A 17,080-nucleotide genomic window follows, 5' to 3' on the forward strand; every position below is an offset into this window, starting at 1 on the left:
TATGGCCGGCGACGTCAAGCCAGCCACCCGCGTCGTCGAGGCCGGTCGCCGCGTGGAATGGACCGGCGCGGTCGTCAATCCGCCGGTCTGGCGGGCGAGCACGCACCTCTATGCCGACAGCGCCGACCTCAAGCGCGGGCGGCCCAACGAGGATGGTCACTTCTACTACGGCCGCCGCGGCACGCCGACGCAATGGGCGCTCGCCGATGCGATCACGGGCCTCGAACCCGGTGCCGCGGGCACGGTGCTCTACCCCAGCGGCGTCGCGGCCATCGCGGGCGCGCTGTTGGCGGTGCTCCGCCCCGGCGACACGCTGCTGGTCACCGACAACGCCTACGAACCCACACGGACGATGGCGACCGGGCTGCTCGGTCGGTTCGGGGTGAGGGCGCGGTTCTTCGACCCGCTCGACATCGCGGGGTACCGCGCGGCGCTGAAGGACGGCGCGCGCTGCGTGATGCTGGAAAGCCCCGGCAGCCTGACGATGGAAGTGTGCGACGTGCCGGCCCTCGCCGCCCTTGCGCGCGAGCATGGTGCGGTCTCGGTCATCGACAACACCTGGGCGAGCCCGCTCGGCTTCGCGGCCCTCGCGCACGGTTGCGACATTGCGGTGATGAGCCTCACGAAGCATGTCGGCGGCCATTCCGACCTCATGATGGGCTCTGCCAGCGCGGGCGAACCGTGGCACGGCAGGCTGCGCCAGACCGCGCAGGCACTGGGTCACGTGGTCTCGCCCGACGACGCCGCGCTTGCGCTGAGGGGTCTGCGCACGATGGCGGTCCGCCTCGAGCGCAGCACCGCGAGCGCGCTCGAGATCGCGCGCTGGCTGGAAGGCCGTAGCGAGGTCGCGCGCGTGCTGTGCCCGATGCTGCCGGGCGCGCCGGGCCACGATCTCTGGACCCGCGACTTCACCGGTGGGTGCGGTTTGCTGAGCTTCGTGCTCGCCGAGCGTGACGAAGCCGCCCGTGCGCGGCTGATCGACGCGCTGCGGCTGTTCGGCATCGGTTATTCGTGGGGGGGCTTCGAAAGTCTCGCCATCCCTTTCGATCCCGCCCCCATCCGCACCGAAGGGCGCTGGCCGCCCGCCGGTTTGGCAGCCGAGGACCGGCTGGGTATCAGGCTGTCGATCGGGCTCGAGGATGCCGGCGATCTCGTCGCCGATCTCGACCGGGCCTTTGCCGCGATGGAGCAGGAATGACCGCCTTACCGCTGCCGACCGACAGCGCCGCCCCCTCGGACGCCGCCACCGCGATGGCGACCGCAGCCGTCACCCCGGTTCCCAGCCCCTCGCCGGTCGAAACCGAAGCGGGAGTGAAGGCGGCGGAAGGCATCCGCGACGTCGTGGCCGAACAGGGGGGCGGCGCGGCGGCCGGTATCGTCGACACGCTCGACAGTATCGCGATCGACGTCGGCAAGTTCCACGTATCGCTGTGGGATGCGATCGTCGTCGCGCTCGTGCTGCTGGCCGTCTGGGCGCTCGCCTTCTTCCTCGCCCGCGGATCGCGCAAGCTGCTGCGACGGATGACCAAGCTCGACCTCACCCAGCGGCTGCTCGCCGAAAAGCTAGTCACGATCGCGGTCTGGGCCATCGCGATCCTGATGGGGATCGACATCCTCGGCATCGATCTTACCGCGCTGGCGGTGTTCTCGGGCGCGTTCGGCCTCGCGATCGGTTTCGGCCTGCAGAAGACCTTCGGCAACCTGATCGCCGGTATCATCCTGCTGATGGACCGTTCGATCAAGCCGGGCGACGTCATCGCGATCGCCGATTCGAGCGGGGCGATGACCTTCGGCCAGATTCGCAAGATCGGCATCCGTGCGGTGTCGCTGACCACACGCGACCAGCGCGAATACCTGATCCCGAACGAGAACTTGATGGTCAACCAGGTCGAGAACTGGTCCTATTCCTCGAAGAACGTCCGCATCCAGGTCCCGGTCGGCGTCTCGTATTCCTGCGACCTGAAGCTCGCCGAGAAACTGATGCTGGAAGCCGCCAGGAGCGCCACCCGCGTGCTCACGACGCCGCCGCCGACGGTGTGGCTGGATGCCTACGCCGACAGTTCGGTCAATTTCGTGATCCATTGCTGGATCGACGATCCGGAGGAAGGGACCGGCAACGTCCGCTCCGATGTGCTGAAGCGGCTGTGGGACCTGTTCGCCGAGGCGGGGGTCGAAATTCCCTTCCCCCAGCGCGACATCAACCTACGCGACAGCGCGCAATTCCAGCAGCTCGTCGCCGCGATCGCCCAGAGGGTGGAAAAGCCGGGCGCTGCCGACGAGGACGCCCCGCCGGCCTAGAGCCAGCCTTTTGCGCGGTACCACTCGGCGGTCCGCTTCATGCCGTCTCGGGTCGGGATGCGAGGGCGCCAGACGGCTTGCGGCACATGGCATTCGGGGCGCGCGACCCAGTCGGGATGCGCCATGTAGGCCGCCCGGTCGGCGGTGAGCCGCGCCTTGCTCCGCCGCACCAACCCGTCGGCCTTCGCCGCAAAGTGCAGGGCGCCGGCCGGCAGGTGCAACACGGTGGGCCGCCGCCCGACCGCCCAGCCGATCAGCCGCGCCAGTTCGCGGTGGCTCCACCCGCCCGCATGGCCGTCGTCGGGTTCGAACACGCGGTGCAGGGACGCCTCGTTTGGGGGTACGAGGGCGACCAGCAGGTCGGCGAGGTCGGCGACGTGGATCAGGGAGCTCCTGCCCGGCGGCGGCACCGGCACGAACCCGCGGTTGGCCATCCGGAACATCTCGAGGTAGTCGACGTCCCACGGGCCGTAGACCCCGGGCGGACGCACCGTGGTCCAGTCGAGCCCGCTCGCCGCCACCAGCTTCTCCGCCCGCGCCTTGGACGCGCCGTAGGCCGACAGCGACGGTTCGCGCGCGGCGAGCGAGGACACGAAGACGAACCGGCGCACGCCCGCCTTCCCCGCCGCTTCCAGCACGGCCATCGTGCCGCCCACGTTGGCGGCCTCGAACGCGGCGGCGTCGGGCGCGGTGGTGAGGCCGGCGACGTGGACCACCGCTTCGACGCCGTCCGTTAGACGCGCGAGCGCGGCACGGTTCGCAAGATCGCCCTGCACCCATTCGATCCCGTCCGTCTCGGCGGGAACCTTGCGCGCCAGCGCCCTGACGTGCGCCCCTTCGGCGACGAGCGCGGCGAGCAACGCCTTGCCGACGAAGCCCGTACCGCCGGTCACTGCGACGAGCCGATCCTTCACAGCAGGACCATGTGATCGCGGTGGACGACCGCCGCGCGGGGCGAATAACCAAGCAAGTCCGCGTGCTCCGCCGAACTGCGTCCCGCGATGGTGCGGCACTCGGCGGCGGAATATTCGGCGAGGCCCTGCGCCAGCCGGTCGCCCTTCGCAGAATGGATGGTCACCAGGTCGCCGCGCACGAAATCACCGTCGACCTGCAGCACGCCGGCGGCGAGCAGGCTCGATCCGGTTGCCAATGCGTCGGCGCAGCCCGCATCGACCGTCAGTACGCCCACCGGCGCGATCCGTCCGCCCAGCCATACCTTGCGCCCGCCGTCGCGCCGTTGGGGAAGGAACAGCGTGCCCGTGTCACGCTCGACGGCGCGGCCCAGCGGTCCGGCATGATTGCCGTTCACGATGGCGAGGGCGATCCCGGCGCGGCCGGCGATCTCGGCCGCCTCCAGCTTCGACACCATGCCGCCCGATCCCATGCCCGACCCCGAGCCGCCGGTGGCCATGGCGCGGACGGTCTCGTCCACCCCGGCGACTTCGCGCACGAGCTCGGCAGCGGGATCGGCGGGGTCGCGGTCGAACAGCCCGTCGATGTCGCTGAGGAGGACGACCGCGTCCGCCCCCGCCGCCTGCGCCACCCGCGCGGCGAGCCGGTCGTTGTCGCCGAAGCGGATTTCGGCGGTGGCGACGCTGTCGTTCTCGTTGACCACCGGGACCGCCCCGGCCTCGAGCAGCCGCGCCAGCGTGGACGATGCATTGAGGTAGCGCCGGCGATCCTCCAGATCGTCCAGCGTGAGCAGGAGTTGCGCGGCCACCAGCCCTTCGGCGGCGAGGAGGTCCGCCCATAGTCCCGCCAGCGCGATCTGGCCGACCGCGGCGGCGGCCTGCGCATCGGCGAGGTTGCCGCGCCCGCCGCGCTCGAGGCCCAATCGCGCGGCACCCAGCGCGATCGCGCCCGAACTCACCACGACGACTTGCTGCCCGCGTGCCCGCGCCGCGGCGATTTCCGCCACGAGCGCGGCGATCCATTCCCGCCGCGCGCCGCCGCCCCGCTCGACGAGGAGAGCGGAGCCGACCTTCAGCACCAGCCGCGGGCAGGCGGCGGGGTCGGTCAGGTGGGAAAGCGCGGTCACGGCCATGCGCGCCGCCTAGCGAACGCGCACGCGCCCGTCACCTAGATCGGCGACCAGTCGGCGCTGTCCTCGCCCGCTTCCTCGACTTCGCCGCCGCGCGTCTCGGTCGCGGTCCGTTCGGGCAGGTAGGCGAGCACGGCATCGAGCAACGCGCCGATACCAGCGCCGGTGGCCCCGGAGATCGGGAAGACCTCGTCGGCCCCTGCCGCCTTGAGCTCTGCGGAAAACCCCTCGACCAGTTCGGCATCGGCGAGGTCCAGCTTATTCAAGGCGACCAGCCGCGGCTTGTCTTCCAGCCCGTCGCCGTAAGCCTCCAGTTCGGCCTCGACGATGCGCATGGCCTCGGCCGGGTCGGTTCCGGCGATGTCGATCAGGTGGATGAGCACCCGGCACCGCTCGATATGGCCAAGGAACCGGTCGCCGATACCCGCGCCGTCCGCGGCGCCCTCGATCAGACCGGGAATGTCGGCGAGCACGAACTCGCGGCCCTTGTGATGCACGACGCCGAGCTTCGGTACGAGCGTGGTGAAGGCATAGTGCCCCACCTTCGCCCGGGCGTTCGAAACCTGGTTGATGAAAGTGCTCTTGCCCGCGTTCGGCAGGCCCAGCAGACCCACGTCGGCCAGCAGCTTCAGCCGCAGCCAGACCCACATCTCCTGCGCGGGCTCCCCCGGCTGGTGCTGGCGCGGCGCACGGTTGGTGCTGGTCTTGTAGCTGGCGTTGCCCCGCCCCCCCATGCCGCCTTCGAGCATGACGACACGTTGGCCGACCTCGGTGAAGTCGGCGAGCAATTCCTCGCGTTCCTCGTCGAACACCTGCGTGCCGACGGGCACCTCGATCACGAGATCAGGCGCGCTCACGCCGGTGCGGTCCTTGCCCATGCCGTGTCCGCCACGTGCCGCCTTGAAATGCTGCGCGTAGCGGAAGTCGATCAGCGTGTTGAGGCCATGGACGGCCTCGAACACCACGTCCCCGCCGCGCCCGCCATTCCCACCGTCCGGGCCGCCGTACTCGACGTACTTTTCGCGCCGGAAGCTGACGGCACCGGGTCCACCCTGGCCCGAGCGGAGATAAATCTTGGCCTGATCGAGAAAATGCATGGTCTACGCTAGCCTTGGCACGCGGCCCTCGACAAGCTCAGGCTGAAATGAAGTCGGTCCAGTTCGCCGAGAAAGGTCGCCGGTCGAGCCGAAAATGGTGCCGTTCGAGAACCGGCGCGCAGCGACCATTCAGGTCGTGAGCACCGGAAGCGCAAGAACGGTGCCGTTTGCAGGCCGAGCGGCGGCCTTTATCGGTGGACTGGTGGAGCCGAGGGGGATCGAACCCCTGACCTCGTCATTGCGAACGACGCGCTCTCCCAGCTGAGCTACGGCCCCGTTCCAGTTCCTTCCCGCAAAAGGTCTCCCCTGCGCGGAGCGCGGCGCTTAGCGAACCGCGCAGGGGATTGAAAGACCTTTGTGCGGTCTCCTTTCGTTGGCGAAAGGAACCCGCGTCAGGGTCGCGGGGCCGGGCTCACCGTCGCGTCCGGCACCGGCTGGACGACCGGGACCGCCTGCTCGGTCTTGGGCAGGGTGAGCACCGGGATCGCGGCGCCCGTTTCGGTGTCGGTCACCGCCCCGCCCTGCACCACCGGCTGCGTGGTGGTGGCGACGAGGTCGGCCGAGCCCACTTCCGGCGCCGCCCTGGCGAGCGCGGCCTGGGTCGCGACGTAACCCGGCTGCGACGCGCCATAGCGAGCGCCGTACTGGGCGTCCCATGCGGCCGATTCGCGCTGATACTGTTCGTACGCGTTGAAGAAGTTCTCGAACGGGGTTTCGAACTGGACGAAGTTCGCCGCGACCAGCGCCGAGGCGTCCGGCTTCCCCATCGCCGACTGCGCGAGCGCGACCTGGCGGGCGGCCTGGCAGAACTCGGCGCGCGCCGGCGGCAGGGCGAAGTAGTTGTAGACGATCGTCATCAGCCGCTCCCGCGTCGCGATCGCTTCGCTACGCTGGCGGTATTCCTTCGCGTATTCGCGATCGAGACGTTCGTTGACCGCCTTCAGCGTCTTCGCGTTGCCGGTGAGAAAGGTCCGGTATCCGTCGAGGATCGGCTGGTCCTCAGGACCGACGCAATTCAGCGCGGCCACGTTCCACGCGGAACGGAAATACCACAGCCGCTCGTCGTCGTTCAGCCCCTTGAGGATCGTCGCGCGCTGGCCGTCCGGACCGATGCCGGGGATCGACATGACGTAGGCCGCGCCAGCAGGCGGAAGCGGACGGTAGGGGATGGATTCGACCACCGGCGGGGGCGGCGGAGGCGGGGGCGGCGGGGGCGGCGGCGTCGCGCACCCGGCAAGGGCGGCAAGGCCCATGGCGACGGTGATAATTCGGACAGGTGCGGAATTCGTCTTGGACATGCGGTGCGGCCCTCCTCAGCCCGCAAGAAATGGCAGGCTGCGCCTTGCGCGCACCTGAAGCGATCCGCCTCTAAGCCCCCTGACGCACAAAGAAAATGCCCGGGATGCGGCTGGCATCCCGGGCACGATGAAGCGAATCCGATGCGCGACGAACCGAGTCGCGCCCGAACCCCTATTCGCGGTTGCCCATGAAGCTGAGCAGGAACTGGAACATGTTGATGAAGTCGAGGTACAGCGTCAGCGCGCCGAGCACGATCGCCTTGCCGGCGAACTCGGTACCGCGGAGCACCGCATACTCGTTCTTCAGGCGCTGCGTGTCGTAGGCCGTCAGACCGGCGAAGATCAGCACGCCGATGAAGCTGATCCCGTACATCAGGGCCGCGCTCTGGATGAACATATTGGCGATCATCGCCACCAGCAGACCGACGACGCCCATGATGAGGAACGTGCCGAAGCCGCTGAGGCTCTTCTTCGTGGTGTAGCCGAACAGGCTGAGCCCCGCGAACGCGGCGGCCGTCGCCATGAAGGTCACCGCGATCGATCCGCCCGTAAAGCGCAGGAAGATCGTCGACATGCTGAGGCCCATCAGCGCCGCGAAGGCCCAGAACATCATCTGCAGCGTGGTCTTGCTGAAGCGGTTCGCACCGAAGCTCATCGCGAAGACGATCGCCAGCGGCGACAGCGCCACGATCCACATCAGCGGACCGCTCGCGAAATTGTACGCCAGACCCGAATTGAACGTGAGCAAGGCCACGATTCCGGTCAGCAGCACGCCGCTGGTCATGTAGTTGTAGATCGAGAGCATGTGCTTGCGCAGTCCCTCGTCGAAGACGACCTGCCCGCCAGTACGCGGCACCGAACCGAAGCTGGTGGCCGTCGTGGTGCGGCGATCGTTGTAGTCAGCCATCACAATCTCCATTCCGGCGCCGAGCGACGACAAGCCGGTAGAGGCAATATCGGGTGCTTTTCCCGTCTATTCAAGGAAAACCGGACCTGCGGCGGTTAACCTTCGCCGCGCGCTTCGCCGGCCATCTGTCGCCCCCTGTCGCGCGCGGCGCGCAAGGTTTCGCACACGAGCCGGGTCAGCGCCTCGCCTTCATCGAGCACGTCGAGGCCTTTCTGCGTCATTCCGCCGGGGCTCGCCACGCGGCGGGCGAGTTCGCCGGGCGAATGGGGCGAGGCGGCGGCGAGCGCGCCGGCCCCGTCGACCATCGCCACGGCCAGCCGCTGCGCCTGCGCCGGTTCGAGCCCCAGGCGCGTGGCGCCGGCCGCCAGCGCGTCGATGAAGCGATAGACGAAGCCCGGACCCGATCCGGCCAGCGCAGTGACGAGTTCGAACTGGCTTTCGTCGGGCAGCCATTCGGCCGTCCCGAGGCGCGTGGCAAGATCGGTCACCGCTTCGCGCACGGGCCCATCCAGCCCCTTCCCCACAAGCGCGTTGGGAGACCTGCCGATCGCGCAGGCAAGGTTGGGCATCAGCCGCACGACCGCCCCGGCGCGCGGAAAAGCGCGCCCGAGCGTGGCGAGATCGACGCCCGCCAGTACCGAGACCACGGTCGTTCCCGGCCCTGCCAACGGCTCGAGAGGCGGTGCCGCATCGGCGAGCATGTGCGGTTTGAAGCCCAGGACGATGGCATCGAACGGTCCCGCAGGCACTTCGGTCACGAATGCCATGCCCGCCGGCACGTCCTTCGCCCGCGGGCCGTGTCCGGTGAACGTTGAAGCAGGAATGCCGGACCGCAACCAGCCGTCCACCATCGCGCCGGTCATGGTGCCGTACCCGGCGATCAGGATCCGTTCGAACATAGCCGCGATCTAGGATGCGCCGCCCGCTCGCGCCAGACCCGGCGCGGTCAGGCTTCGCCTTCGGCGTCCACCATCGCGCTCGTCAGCGCATCCTGCGGCGACTTGTCGCCCCACAGCACGAACTGGAAGGCGGGATAGAACCGGTCACATTCGTCGATCGCCGTCTCGACAAGGCCCTGCGCCTGGTCGAGCCCCAGCAATCCCTCGTCGCCCAGCAGAAGTCCGTGGCGATAGACCAGCATCCCGCCTTGCGACCACACATCGAAATGGCCGAGCCAGAGCTGTTCATTGACCAGCGCGAGGAGCTCGAAAGCCGCCGCCCGCTTGCCCTCGGCCACGCGAATGTCGGGCAGGCACAGCAGTTGCAGTACGCTGTCGCCCGAACGCCAGATCGCGCGCACCTGATAGGTCGTCCAGCTTCCCTGTATTTCGGCCGTCATCTCGTCCTGCGAGACCGATTCGTAGGCCCAGCCCCGCGCTTCGAACAGCGCGGCGAGCATGTCGAGCGGAGCGGCGTCGTCGGGTGCCGCGCCGCTCTCCTCCTGACCGATCCTCATTTTTGCGATCCCGTTTCGGTGTTCATGCGCACTGGATGGAGACGTGCCCCGCAGCTCGCAATGAGGCGGCGGTTAACGCTTGGGGACAATTCGATAACCCTGTTCACAGCCTGTGCAAAAGCTGTGGGCGCGCGTCGTGACTACTTCAGCGGCGCCACGTCCTCGCCCGCCTCGCTGGTGAAGACGAACGCGTCGATACCCGCTTTCTTGAGGTCGGCCACGAGCTGGTTCGCCGCTTTCGCCGAATCGACGGGTCCGGTCACGAGCCGGCGGGTCTGGCCCCATTCGGCGGTGTAGGCGCTGCGCTTGCCGAGAAGCTCCGGCGCCTTCTTGCCGAACTTGCGCCAGTCGAACGCCAGCGCCTTCAAATCCTTGCCGGTCGCGACCTGGACCCACACGCGGCTTGGCACCTTGGGCTTTGGCGGCGGAGGGGGCGGCGGAGGCGGAGCAGCTTTGGGCGGCGGGGGCGGCGGCAGTTCGAGCTTGGGCTTGATCGTGGTGATGTCGACGGCGCCCACGGCAGGCGCGCGCGCGGTGGGCGCGGTCGCCAAGTCTGCGAAGGCATCGGCCACGCTCGCATCCTCGACCGCGGTCGAAGCCGCAGGCACCGGAACCTGCACGATCGTCACCGGCGGCGCGACCTGCGCGGCCGCGACCGCAGGCGAACCCTCGATCGGCGCCGCAGCGCTTAATTGCGTTTGTAGGGGCGCAAAACCTTGTGACGCACTCGACGGCGGAAGTTCGGCCACGACGATGGGTCGCGGAGCATCTTGTACGGGCGGCAGTTCGGTTCGCGGGACGACGGCCGACGTCGGTGGGTCAACCGCACGCGTCGCTGTCGGCGAAGGTGCAGCAATTGTGGCCACCCGCGCCGCGGGAGGGGGAGGCGGCGGCGGAGAATAGCGGATACGCTGGCGCGTCTGTGGATCCCGCGTGGGCGCAGTCCGTCTCGCTACCCGCGTCGGTTCACGGACTTGCGTACTTTCGCGCGCTACCGTCACCGTCGGTGGCGGGGGCGGCGGCGGAGCGCTCGCACGGCGGCTCTCGGCCGTGGATTGGCGCCGGGACGTGCGGCTCGATGCCTGGCGCGGGCCGAGCGGCTGCCCGGCAGGAGCCAACCGCGCATCGCCCGTCGCCGCCGGGGCGGCCGTTTGCGCGCCCGAATACTGGGCGAAACGCGGATCGTCGCGGCCGATCTGCGCGGCGCGCGGGAAACTGCCGAGGTTGGCCGCCGCGGCCTGCTGCGCACGAGTGAGCTTGGGCATGTACCGCAGGTACGGCGACATGCGGCTGGCCATGTCGCGCGGCATCACCGCCTCCGCGATGGCGACCGCGTCCTGCTCCTTGCCGAGGATCGCAAGGCCGAACGCCCGCGCGCGATAGGCCGCGAGGTCGCGGCGCTGGAGCATGGGCAGCAGCGTCGCCTCGAACCCGGTCGCGTCGCCCGAAATCGCCTGGCTCAGCCCCAACCGCCGCAGCGTCTCGTCGTCGCGCGATTGGGTCAACGCGAGGCGATATTGCGCCTGCGCGGTGACGTTGTCGCCGACGAGATCGTAGGCGAGCCCGCGATCGGCGGCGATAGTCGCGGGCAGCGCGCCTGCCGCCACCGCCTGTTCGTAGAGCGCGATCGCCTCGATCGGGCGGCCCGAGCGCAAGTTGGCGCCGGCAAGGCCCGCTTTTACCTGCGGATCGCCCGGACGGATCACGTCGGCGCGGCCGAAGAACCCGATAGCTGCGTCGATATCGTCGAGCTGCAGCGACGCTCGCCCCGCCGCCACCAGCGCGTCGAAATCCGACGGGGACCGTGCCAGCCGCTGCAACGCCCGCGAAAGCTCGCCCTGCGCCGGCGGCGGCGTGGCCTGCACGACCGGATACCCCTGGGCAGCCAGCGGATGCGCGACGAGCGCGAACGGAAGTGTCGCGAGCAGGGCCGCGGCAGCGCGGCGGGGGGTGCGGGATCGTTGAAGCGGCATCACGCGATCCTGCCCGCCTCCGGCTTAACCACCGCGGAACGGGCAGGCCTGTCCCATCCTACTGGTTGTTCTGCCGGCCGAGGAAGCGCGGGATCGACAGCGAGGCGGAGCCGCCGTCGTCGTCCTCGTCTTCGTCTTCGGCCGGCTTGGCGCCCCCGCGCGAGAGGTTGGCCATGCGTTCGAACAGGGTGCTGCCCGCGCTCGGCGCGGCAGTGCCGCCGCCCGCCGGGGCCGCCCCGCTATCCTCCGAATTGCCCGAGAGGAGCCCGCGGCGGCGACCGCCGCCGAGCTGCGGCTGGATCGGCGCGTCCTGCGCGGCAAGCCGGTCGGCATCGCCGAGGAGGTCGTCCTGGCGACCGGAGCCGGAACCGGACGCCTCGTTAGAGAGATCGAGCGGTGCCTCGTCGCGGCCGCCGTTCCCGTAGGTTGCGCCGTATCGGTCGTCCTCGTCGGTTTCCGGGCGACGCAGGCCCGCGAGCGGATCGACGATCCCCTCGACGTCGTCGTCGTCTTCGCCTTCGTCCTCGTCGCCGTAGCCTTGGCGCATGCCGCCGAGATCGAGCGCGCCGCGCTGCTGCGCCGTCACCGGGCTTTCGCCGCCACCGTCGCTGAAGAACGGTTCGTCCTCGGCATCGGTGCCATCTTCGTCCATCACCGGCGCTTCGAGCTCGAGCGGCTCGTCCTCGCCCATACCGGTCGGGACGCGCGCCGGTTCGGGAGCCGGCGGCGTGGCCGGTTCGTCGGCCTCGTACTCGTCGGCCTCCGGCAGTTCGAGCACCGGGCGCTTGGGCGCGCGTCCCGCGCCCAGCGCGAACGAGCGGGGCTGGTTCATCGCCACTTCCCCGGTGCCGTCGATGCCGGTCGCGACCACGGACACGCGGATCTTGCCCGACAGGTCGGGGTTGAAGGCCGAGCCCCAGATGATGTTCGCATCCTCGTCGACCAGCTCGCGGATGTGGTTCGCCGCTTCGTCGACCTCGAGCAGCTTCATGTCCTCGCCGCCGATGATCGAGATGATCACGCCCTTGGCGCCCGCCATGCTGACGCCGTCGAGCAGCGGGTTGGCAATGGCGCGTTCGGCGGCCTCGAGCGCGCGGTTCTCGCCCTCGCCCTCGCCGGTGCCCATCATCGCCTTGCCCATTTCCTGCATCACCGAACGCACGTCGGCGAAATCGAGGTTGATGAGGCCGGGCATGACCATGAGGTCGGTGATCGAGCGGACGCCCTGCTGCAGGACCTCGTCCGCCAGCATGAACGCTTCCTTGAACGTGGTCTCCGCCTTGGCGACGAGGAACAGGTTCTGGTTGGGAATGACGATCAGGGTATCGACGTGCTTCTGCAGTTCCTCGATGCCCGCCTCGGCCGCGCGCATGCGGCGGGTGCCTTCGAACAGGAACGGCTTGGTCACCACGCCGACGGTCAACACGCCCTTGCGGCGGGCGGCCTCGGCGATGACGGGGGCCGCACCGGTGCCGGTGCCGCCGCCCATGCCGGCGGCGATGAAGCACATGTTCACGCCTTCGAGCGCGTCCTCGATCTCGGCCACGGTCTCTTCGGCCGCAGCCTTGCCGACCTCGGGCCGCGCGCCCGCGCCGAGCCCGCCGGTGATGTCGGGGCCGAGCTGGATGCGGCTGTCCGCCGCCGCCGTGCTCAATGCCTGTGCGTCGGTATTGGCGACAATGAAATCGACGCCCTCGATCTCCGAGGAAATCATGTTGGCGATGGCGTTGCCGCCCGCGCCGCCGACCCCGATCACGGTGATCTTGGGACGCAGGTCGTCGGTGGCTGGGGGTCCGATGTTGATGCTCATGGGGCTTCCCTCCGGGGAATGGGGCGCAGGATAATGGTTACGCTCGTCTTACACGAAGCGATTCGCCCGGGGATAGGATGAAATTCCTTTTCCACAGGGCTTAGAAGTACTCTTTCATCGCGCGGGCGACCCGGTTCACCAGTCCGAGCCCGGTATAGCGGGTCGTGGGCGTCGTCTTCGGGCCGATCGAACGGATGTCGATGGGATCGTCCGCGGCATAGAGGCACAGGCCCGCCAGCGTCGCGAAACTGGGCGTCGCGTTCGCCTCGCCCAGCCCGCGCAGGGCCGGCGGCTTGCCGATGCGGACCGGCCGGCCGAGCGCGCTCTGGAGGAATTCGGCAAGCCCCGCGAGTTCGGCCCCGCCGCCGGTCACGACGACCTGCCCGCCCTTCGCACCCGAAAAGCCCATCGCCTTCAAGGCCCGATTGATCTCGTCGGTCAGGCGCGAGAGCTGTTCGGTGATGACCGACACCAGTTCGGCGCGGGGGACGCGGTTCTGTTCGTCCGCCCCGCGCGCGAGCGGCGCGGCGGCGTCGTCCGCGCCCGTGTCGTTCGGTCCGTTGACCGGCACCATGTCCTTGTAGTCGCTGGGGCTCGCGATGGCCGATCCGTAGCGGCTCTTGAGGCGCTGCGCCTGGAAGCGGCGGATGCCGAACGTGCCGGCGACCGCGTCGGTGATGTCGGACGATCCGAATGGAATTGCTGTCAGCCCCAGCAGCATGCCGCCCGCATAGAGCGCCACGTTGGTCACCTCGCCGCCGATCTCGACCAGCGCGGTGCCGAGTTCGCGTTCCTCGGGCGAAAGGCAGGCGTATCCTGCCGCGATCGGCGCGGCGACAACCGCTTCCACGTCGAGGTGCGCGTTCTGCACCGCCTCGATAAGGTTGCGCACCGGCGCCCCGTCGGCGAGCATGACGTGGATGTCGACGCCCAGCCGCTCGGCGTGGAGGCCGCGCGGGTTGGCGACCCCATGCGCGCCGTCGAGCGTGTAATGTGCGGGCTGCGCGTGCAGCACCATGCGGCCGTCGGGCTGGATGCTGTCGCGCGCGGCGACCAGCAGGTGCTCGATATCGTCTTCCTCGATCCGCCGCCCGCCGATGTCGATCTCGACCTTCGCGACCCGGCTGGAAAGGCCCGCCCCGGCACATCCGACCCACACGCTCTGGACCGAAGTCCCGGCGTTCTTCTCCGCCCGCTCGACCGCGTCCCGGATGGCGTAGGTCGCGGCCGCCATGTCGGTGACGTAGCCGCGCTTGATACCCTGCGCGGCGCGGTTGCCGCTGCCCAGCACGATCATCTCGCCGGTTTCCGACAGGCCCATGATCATCGCAGAGATGCGGAAGCTCCCGACGTTGACCGCGCCGAAAACCTTGGCGATGCGCGGCAGCCCCATCATTCGCCTCCCTTGGCTTCGAGCGCCTGCTTCTCGGCCCGGCCGGGAATGCGCATGTAGATGCGGTCGGGCGCGCGCATGTCGAACGCGGCGACCTTGCCCCCCAGCAGGCGGTTCACCCCGTCGAGACGCGCGAACTGCACCAGCGCGCCGGCGGACGGATCGTCGCCGTGCGGCAGCGCCAGGACCTGGCCGGTCTTGAAAGTGATATCCCACCGGCGGTTGCCGACCCATTCGGCTTCGGTCACCTGCGGCTTCAGCGCGGGTGCGGCATCGAGCAGGGTGTCGAGCGCAGCCACCTGTTTGGCGGCGCCCGGTCCCGAAACCTTGAGCATGCCCTTCGCGTTCGCTTCGGTCACCGGCTCGAGCTCGTGCCCGGTGCCGTCGATCAGGACCAGTCGGCCCGGCTTGCGCAAGGCGGCGCGCGGCGTGCGCTCGACGATGTCGATCGCCAGCGTGTCGGGAAGCTGCCGGCTGACTCGCGCATCCTCGACCCACGACAGCGACAGGAGATCCGCGCGGATGGCGGCGAGATCGACGAGCGGCATCGGCCGGTCGCGCTCGGCCAGCACGCGTTCGTAGACCTTGAGCTCGTTCATACGCTCGACGCCGGTCACTTCGACCCGGCGCACTTCGAAGCCCGCGTCGCTGGCGATCGCGGCGACCTGCGCCTGGGCCAGCGCGGGCACGCCGGCAAGGCTCGCGACGAACCACGCGAGCGCCGCCGCCCCGCCGAGGATGATCGCGAGGAACACCTTGTGGAGCTGATCCTCGGTGAAGGGCAGCAGCGACAGCGCGCCGCCGACCGCGCCGCTGGTCTTCGCCTTCGCCTTGCGCGCTGTGGCCGCGCGGCTTTGCGCGGCGGCGGACCGGCGCACGCCCTTGCCCTTGCGGTTGATCGTCTCAGCCATGCCCCGCCCTGTCCAGTGCTTCCTCGACGAGCGCTTCCACCAGATCCTCGTAGCTCATGCCGCAGGCTTTCGCCTGTTCGGGCACGAGGCTGAGCGGGGTCATCCCGGGCTGGGTGTTGGTTTCCAGCACGAAGAGCCCATCCTCTCCCTGCTCGTCGTCCCAGCGGAAGTCGGTACGGCTGCAGCCGTTGCAGCCGAGCAGCGTGTGCGCCTGCACGGCGTAGGCCTTGCACAGCTCGAAGATGCGCTCCGGCACTTCGGCCGGGCAGACGTGCTCGGTCATCCCGTCGGTGTACTTCGCGTCGAAATCGTAGAAGCCCGACTTGGGCACGAGTTCGGTCACCGTCAGCGCGCGCGGGCCGGTGCCGTCGTCGAGCACCGCGGCGGTCAGTTCGCGCCCGCGAATGTAGGGTTCTGCGAGCAGGCGGTCGAATTCCTGCCAGGGGCCCTTCACGTCCTTGCGGATGGGGTTGCCGTAGTTGCTTTCGTCGGTGACGATCGCCACGCCGACCGAACTGCCCTCGTTGACCGGCTTCAGCACGTAGGGCCGCGCGAGCGGGTCCTTCTCGTGGATGCTCGCGCTGTCCACGATCCGCCCGCCCGGCATCGGCACCCCGTGCGGCACAAGCGCCTGCTTGGTCAGCTCCTTGTCGATCGCGATCACCGACGTGGCCAGGCCCGAATGCGTGTAGGGCACGCCCATCAGGTCGAGCATGCCCTGCACCGTCCCGTCCTCGCCCGGCACGCCGTGGAGCGCGTTGAAGACGACGTCCGGCGCAGCCTCGGCGATGCGCGCAGCCACTTGCCGGTCCATGTCGATCCGCGTGACCCGGTGCCCCCGTGCCTCCAGCGCCTTCGCGACACCTTCGCCCGACATGAGGCTGACGGGGCGCTCGTTGGCCCAGCCGCCCATCAGAACGGCGACATGATGCTTGGCTCTCGCTTGGTCGATCATGGGCGCCCCACCCGCTGGATTTCCCATTCGAGGCTCACGCCGGAACTCGCATAGACTTTCTCGCGCACGAGTTCGCCCAGTCCTTCGATGTCGGCGCTGGTCGCATCGCCGGTGTTGATGAGGAAGTTGGTGTGCTTCTCGCTCACCTGCGCGCCGCCGAGCGCGAGGCCGCGGCAGCCGGCTTCGTCGACCAGTTGCCAGGCCTTGCCGCCAACCGGGTTCTTGAAGGTCGATCCGCCGGTCTTGGTACGCAGCGGCTGGCTCGCCTCGCGCGCGGCGGCGATGCGGTCCATTTCCTCGCCGATCTCGGCGGGGACACCCTCGCGCCCCTGGAAGCGCGCGGAGACGACGACTGCGCCTTCGGGCAATGCGGAATGGCGATAGGTATATTCGAGGTCGCGCGTCGGCAACGTGACGAAGTCGCCGGTGGGCAGGATCACGTCGCAGTCAATCAACACGTCGGCCACCTCGCGGCCGTAGGCACCGCCGTTCATCCGCACGAAGCCGCCGACGGTGCCGGGGATGCCGCGCAGGAATTCGACGCCCGCGACGCCCGCATCGCGCGCCTTGCTGGACACCAGGATGCCGCTCGCCCCGCCGCCGCATTCCAGCACCTTGTCGCGGCGCGCCTCGACGGTGGCGAAGGCCTTGCCGAGCCGGATCACGACGCCCGGCACGCCGCCGTCGCGCACGATGAGATTGCTGCCGAGGCCCAGCGCCATGACCGGCATGTCGCCGCCCAGCCGCGTGAGAAAATCCCTGAGGTCTTCCAAATCGGCCGGCTCGAACAGCCAGTCGGCCCTGCCGCCGGCCTTGAACCACACCAGCGGCGCGAGCGGGGCGTCGGCGGTCAGACGACCGCGAATGCCGTCCATCGAGAATGGCACGACGCTTGCCTCCTCGACCGAAGCGTCGGGGGCCGAGCCCGCGCGCCAACCGCG

15 protein-coding genes and 1 tRNA gene are annotated in these 17,080 nt (G+C 69.4%); 2 read left to right on the forward strand and 14 right to left on the reverse strand.

The annotated features are described in order from the left end of the window. Position 1 precedes the first annotated feature (1 nt). Both metC and D4766_RS03440 read left to right on the forward strand, forming a co-directional pair. Positions 2-1,198: a cystathionine beta-lyase gene (gene metC / locus D4766_RS03435; RefSeq protein ID WP_120716189.1), complete on the forward strand. Its 1,197-nt coding sequence runs from the start codon at positions 2-4 to the stop codon at positions 1,196-1,198. Further along, the gene (locus D4766_RS03440; RefSeq protein WP_234024878.1) at positions 1,195-2,298 is read left to right on the forward strand and encodes a mechanosensitive ion channel family protein; all 1,104 of its coding nucleotides are present in this window, start codon (positions 1,195-1,197) and stop codon (positions 2,296-2,298) included. Before metC ends, D4766_RS03440 begins: the two co-directional genes overlap by 4 nt. Here D4766_RS03440 and D4766_RS03445 read toward each other — a convergent pair. The 14 genes from D4766_RS03445 to murB form a co-directional block, all read right to left on the reverse strand. Then, positions 2,295-3,212, reverse strand: a complete 918-nt coding sequence (locus D4766_RS03445; protein ID WP_120716190.1) for an NAD-dependent epimerase/dehydratase family protein — start codon at positions 3,210-3,212, stop codon at positions 2,295-2,297. The two genes, D4766_RS03440 and D4766_RS03445, sit on opposite strands and share 4 nt — an antisense overlap. Further along, a complete protein-coding gene (gene proB / locus D4766_RS03450) occupies positions 3,209-4,342 on the reverse strand; it encodes a glutamate 5-kinase (RefSeq protein WP_120716191.1) in 1,134 nt (377 codons plus the stop codon). Before proB ends, D4766_RS03445 begins: the two co-directional genes overlap by 4 nt. A 35-nt stretch (positions 4,343-4,377) precedes the next feature. Beyond that, entirely contained in the window at positions 4,378-5,436 is a 1,059-nt protein-coding gene (obgE, locus tag D4766_RS03455) for a GTPase ObgE (protein WP_120716192.1), read from the reverse strand. Between the two features lie 200 nt (positions 5,437-5,636). After that, positions 5,637-5,712, reverse strand: a tRNA-Ala gene (locus D4766_RS03460). A gap of 116 nt (positions 5,713-5,828) precedes the next feature. After that, positions 5,829-6,734: a hypothetical protein gene (locus tag D4766_RS03465; RefSeq protein WP_162935643.1), complete on the reverse strand. Its 906-nt coding sequence runs from the start codon at positions 6,732-6,734 to the stop codon at positions 5,829-5,831. A gap of 172 nt (positions 6,735-6,906) precedes the next feature. Further along, positions 6,907-7,641: a Bax inhibitor-1/YccA family protein gene (locus D4766_RS03470; protein ID WP_120718031.1), complete on the reverse strand. Its 735-nt coding sequence runs from the start codon at positions 7,639-7,641 to the stop codon at positions 6,907-6,909. Between the two features lie 95 nt (positions 7,642-7,736). Then, positions 7,737-8,540, reverse strand: coding sequence for a pyrroline-5-carboxylate reductase family protein (locus tag D4766_RS03475; protein ID WP_120716194.1), 804 nt, complete (start codon positions 8,538-8,540; stop codon positions 7,737-7,739). Positions 8,541-8,587: 47 nt separating this feature from the next. Continuing rightward, positions 8,588-9,097 (reverse strand): type III secretion system chaperone family protein, encoded by a 510-nt coding sequence (locus D4766_RS03480; protein ID WP_120716195.1) that lies wholly within the window; start codon positions 9,095-9,097, stop codon positions 8,588-8,590. Positions 9,098-9,237: 140 nt separating this feature from the next. Then, positions 9,238-11,070 carry a tetratricopeptide repeat protein gene (locus D4766_RS03485; protein WP_120716196.1) on the reverse strand — a complete coding sequence of 611 codons (1,833 nt, stop codon included), beginning with the start codon at positions 11,068-11,070 and terminating at the stop codon, positions 9,238-9,240. A 58-nt stretch (positions 11,071-11,128) separates the two neighbouring features. Then, a complete protein-coding gene (gene ftsZ, locus D4766_RS03490) occupies positions 11,129-12,880 on the reverse strand; it encodes a cell division protein FtsZ (RefSeq protein WP_120716197.1) in 1,752 nt (583 codons plus the stop codon). Between the two features lie 100 nt (positions 12,881-12,980). Continuing rightward, positions 12,981-14,273, reverse strand: a complete 1,293-nt coding sequence (gene ftsA, locus D4766_RS03495) for a cell division protein FtsA (RefSeq protein ID WP_120716198.1) — start codon at positions 14,271-14,273, stop codon at positions 12,981-12,983. Further along, a complete protein-coding gene (locus D4766_RS03500; protein ID WP_120716199.1) occupies positions 14,273-15,184 on the reverse strand; it encodes a cell division protein FtsQ/DivIB in 912 nt (303 codons plus the stop codon). Before D4766_RS03500 ends, ftsA begins: the two co-directional genes overlap by 1 nt. After that, entirely contained in the window at positions 15,177-16,139 is a 963-nt protein-coding gene (locus D4766_RS03505; RefSeq protein WP_120716200.1) for a D-alanine--D-alanine ligase, read from the reverse strand. Before D4766_RS03505 ends, D4766_RS03500 begins: the two co-directional genes overlap by 8 nt. Further along, positions 16,136-17,014 carry a UDP-N-acetylmuramate dehydrogenase gene (murB, locus tag D4766_RS03510; protein ID WP_120718032.1) on the reverse strand — a complete coding sequence of 293 codons (879 nt, stop codon included), beginning with the start codon at positions 17,012-17,014 and terminating at the stop codon, positions 16,136-16,138. The genes D4766_RS03505 and murB overlap by 4 nt, the downstream gene beginning before the upstream one ends. Positions 17,015-17,080 lie beyond the last annotated feature (66 nt).

Origin of the sequence: Tsuneonella amylolytica, from assembly GCF_003626915.1 — a bacterium.
GTDB classification, from domain to species: domain Bacteria; phylum Pseudomonadota; class Alphaproteobacteria; order Sphingomonadales; family Sphingomonadaceae; genus Tsuneonella; species Tsuneonella amylolytica.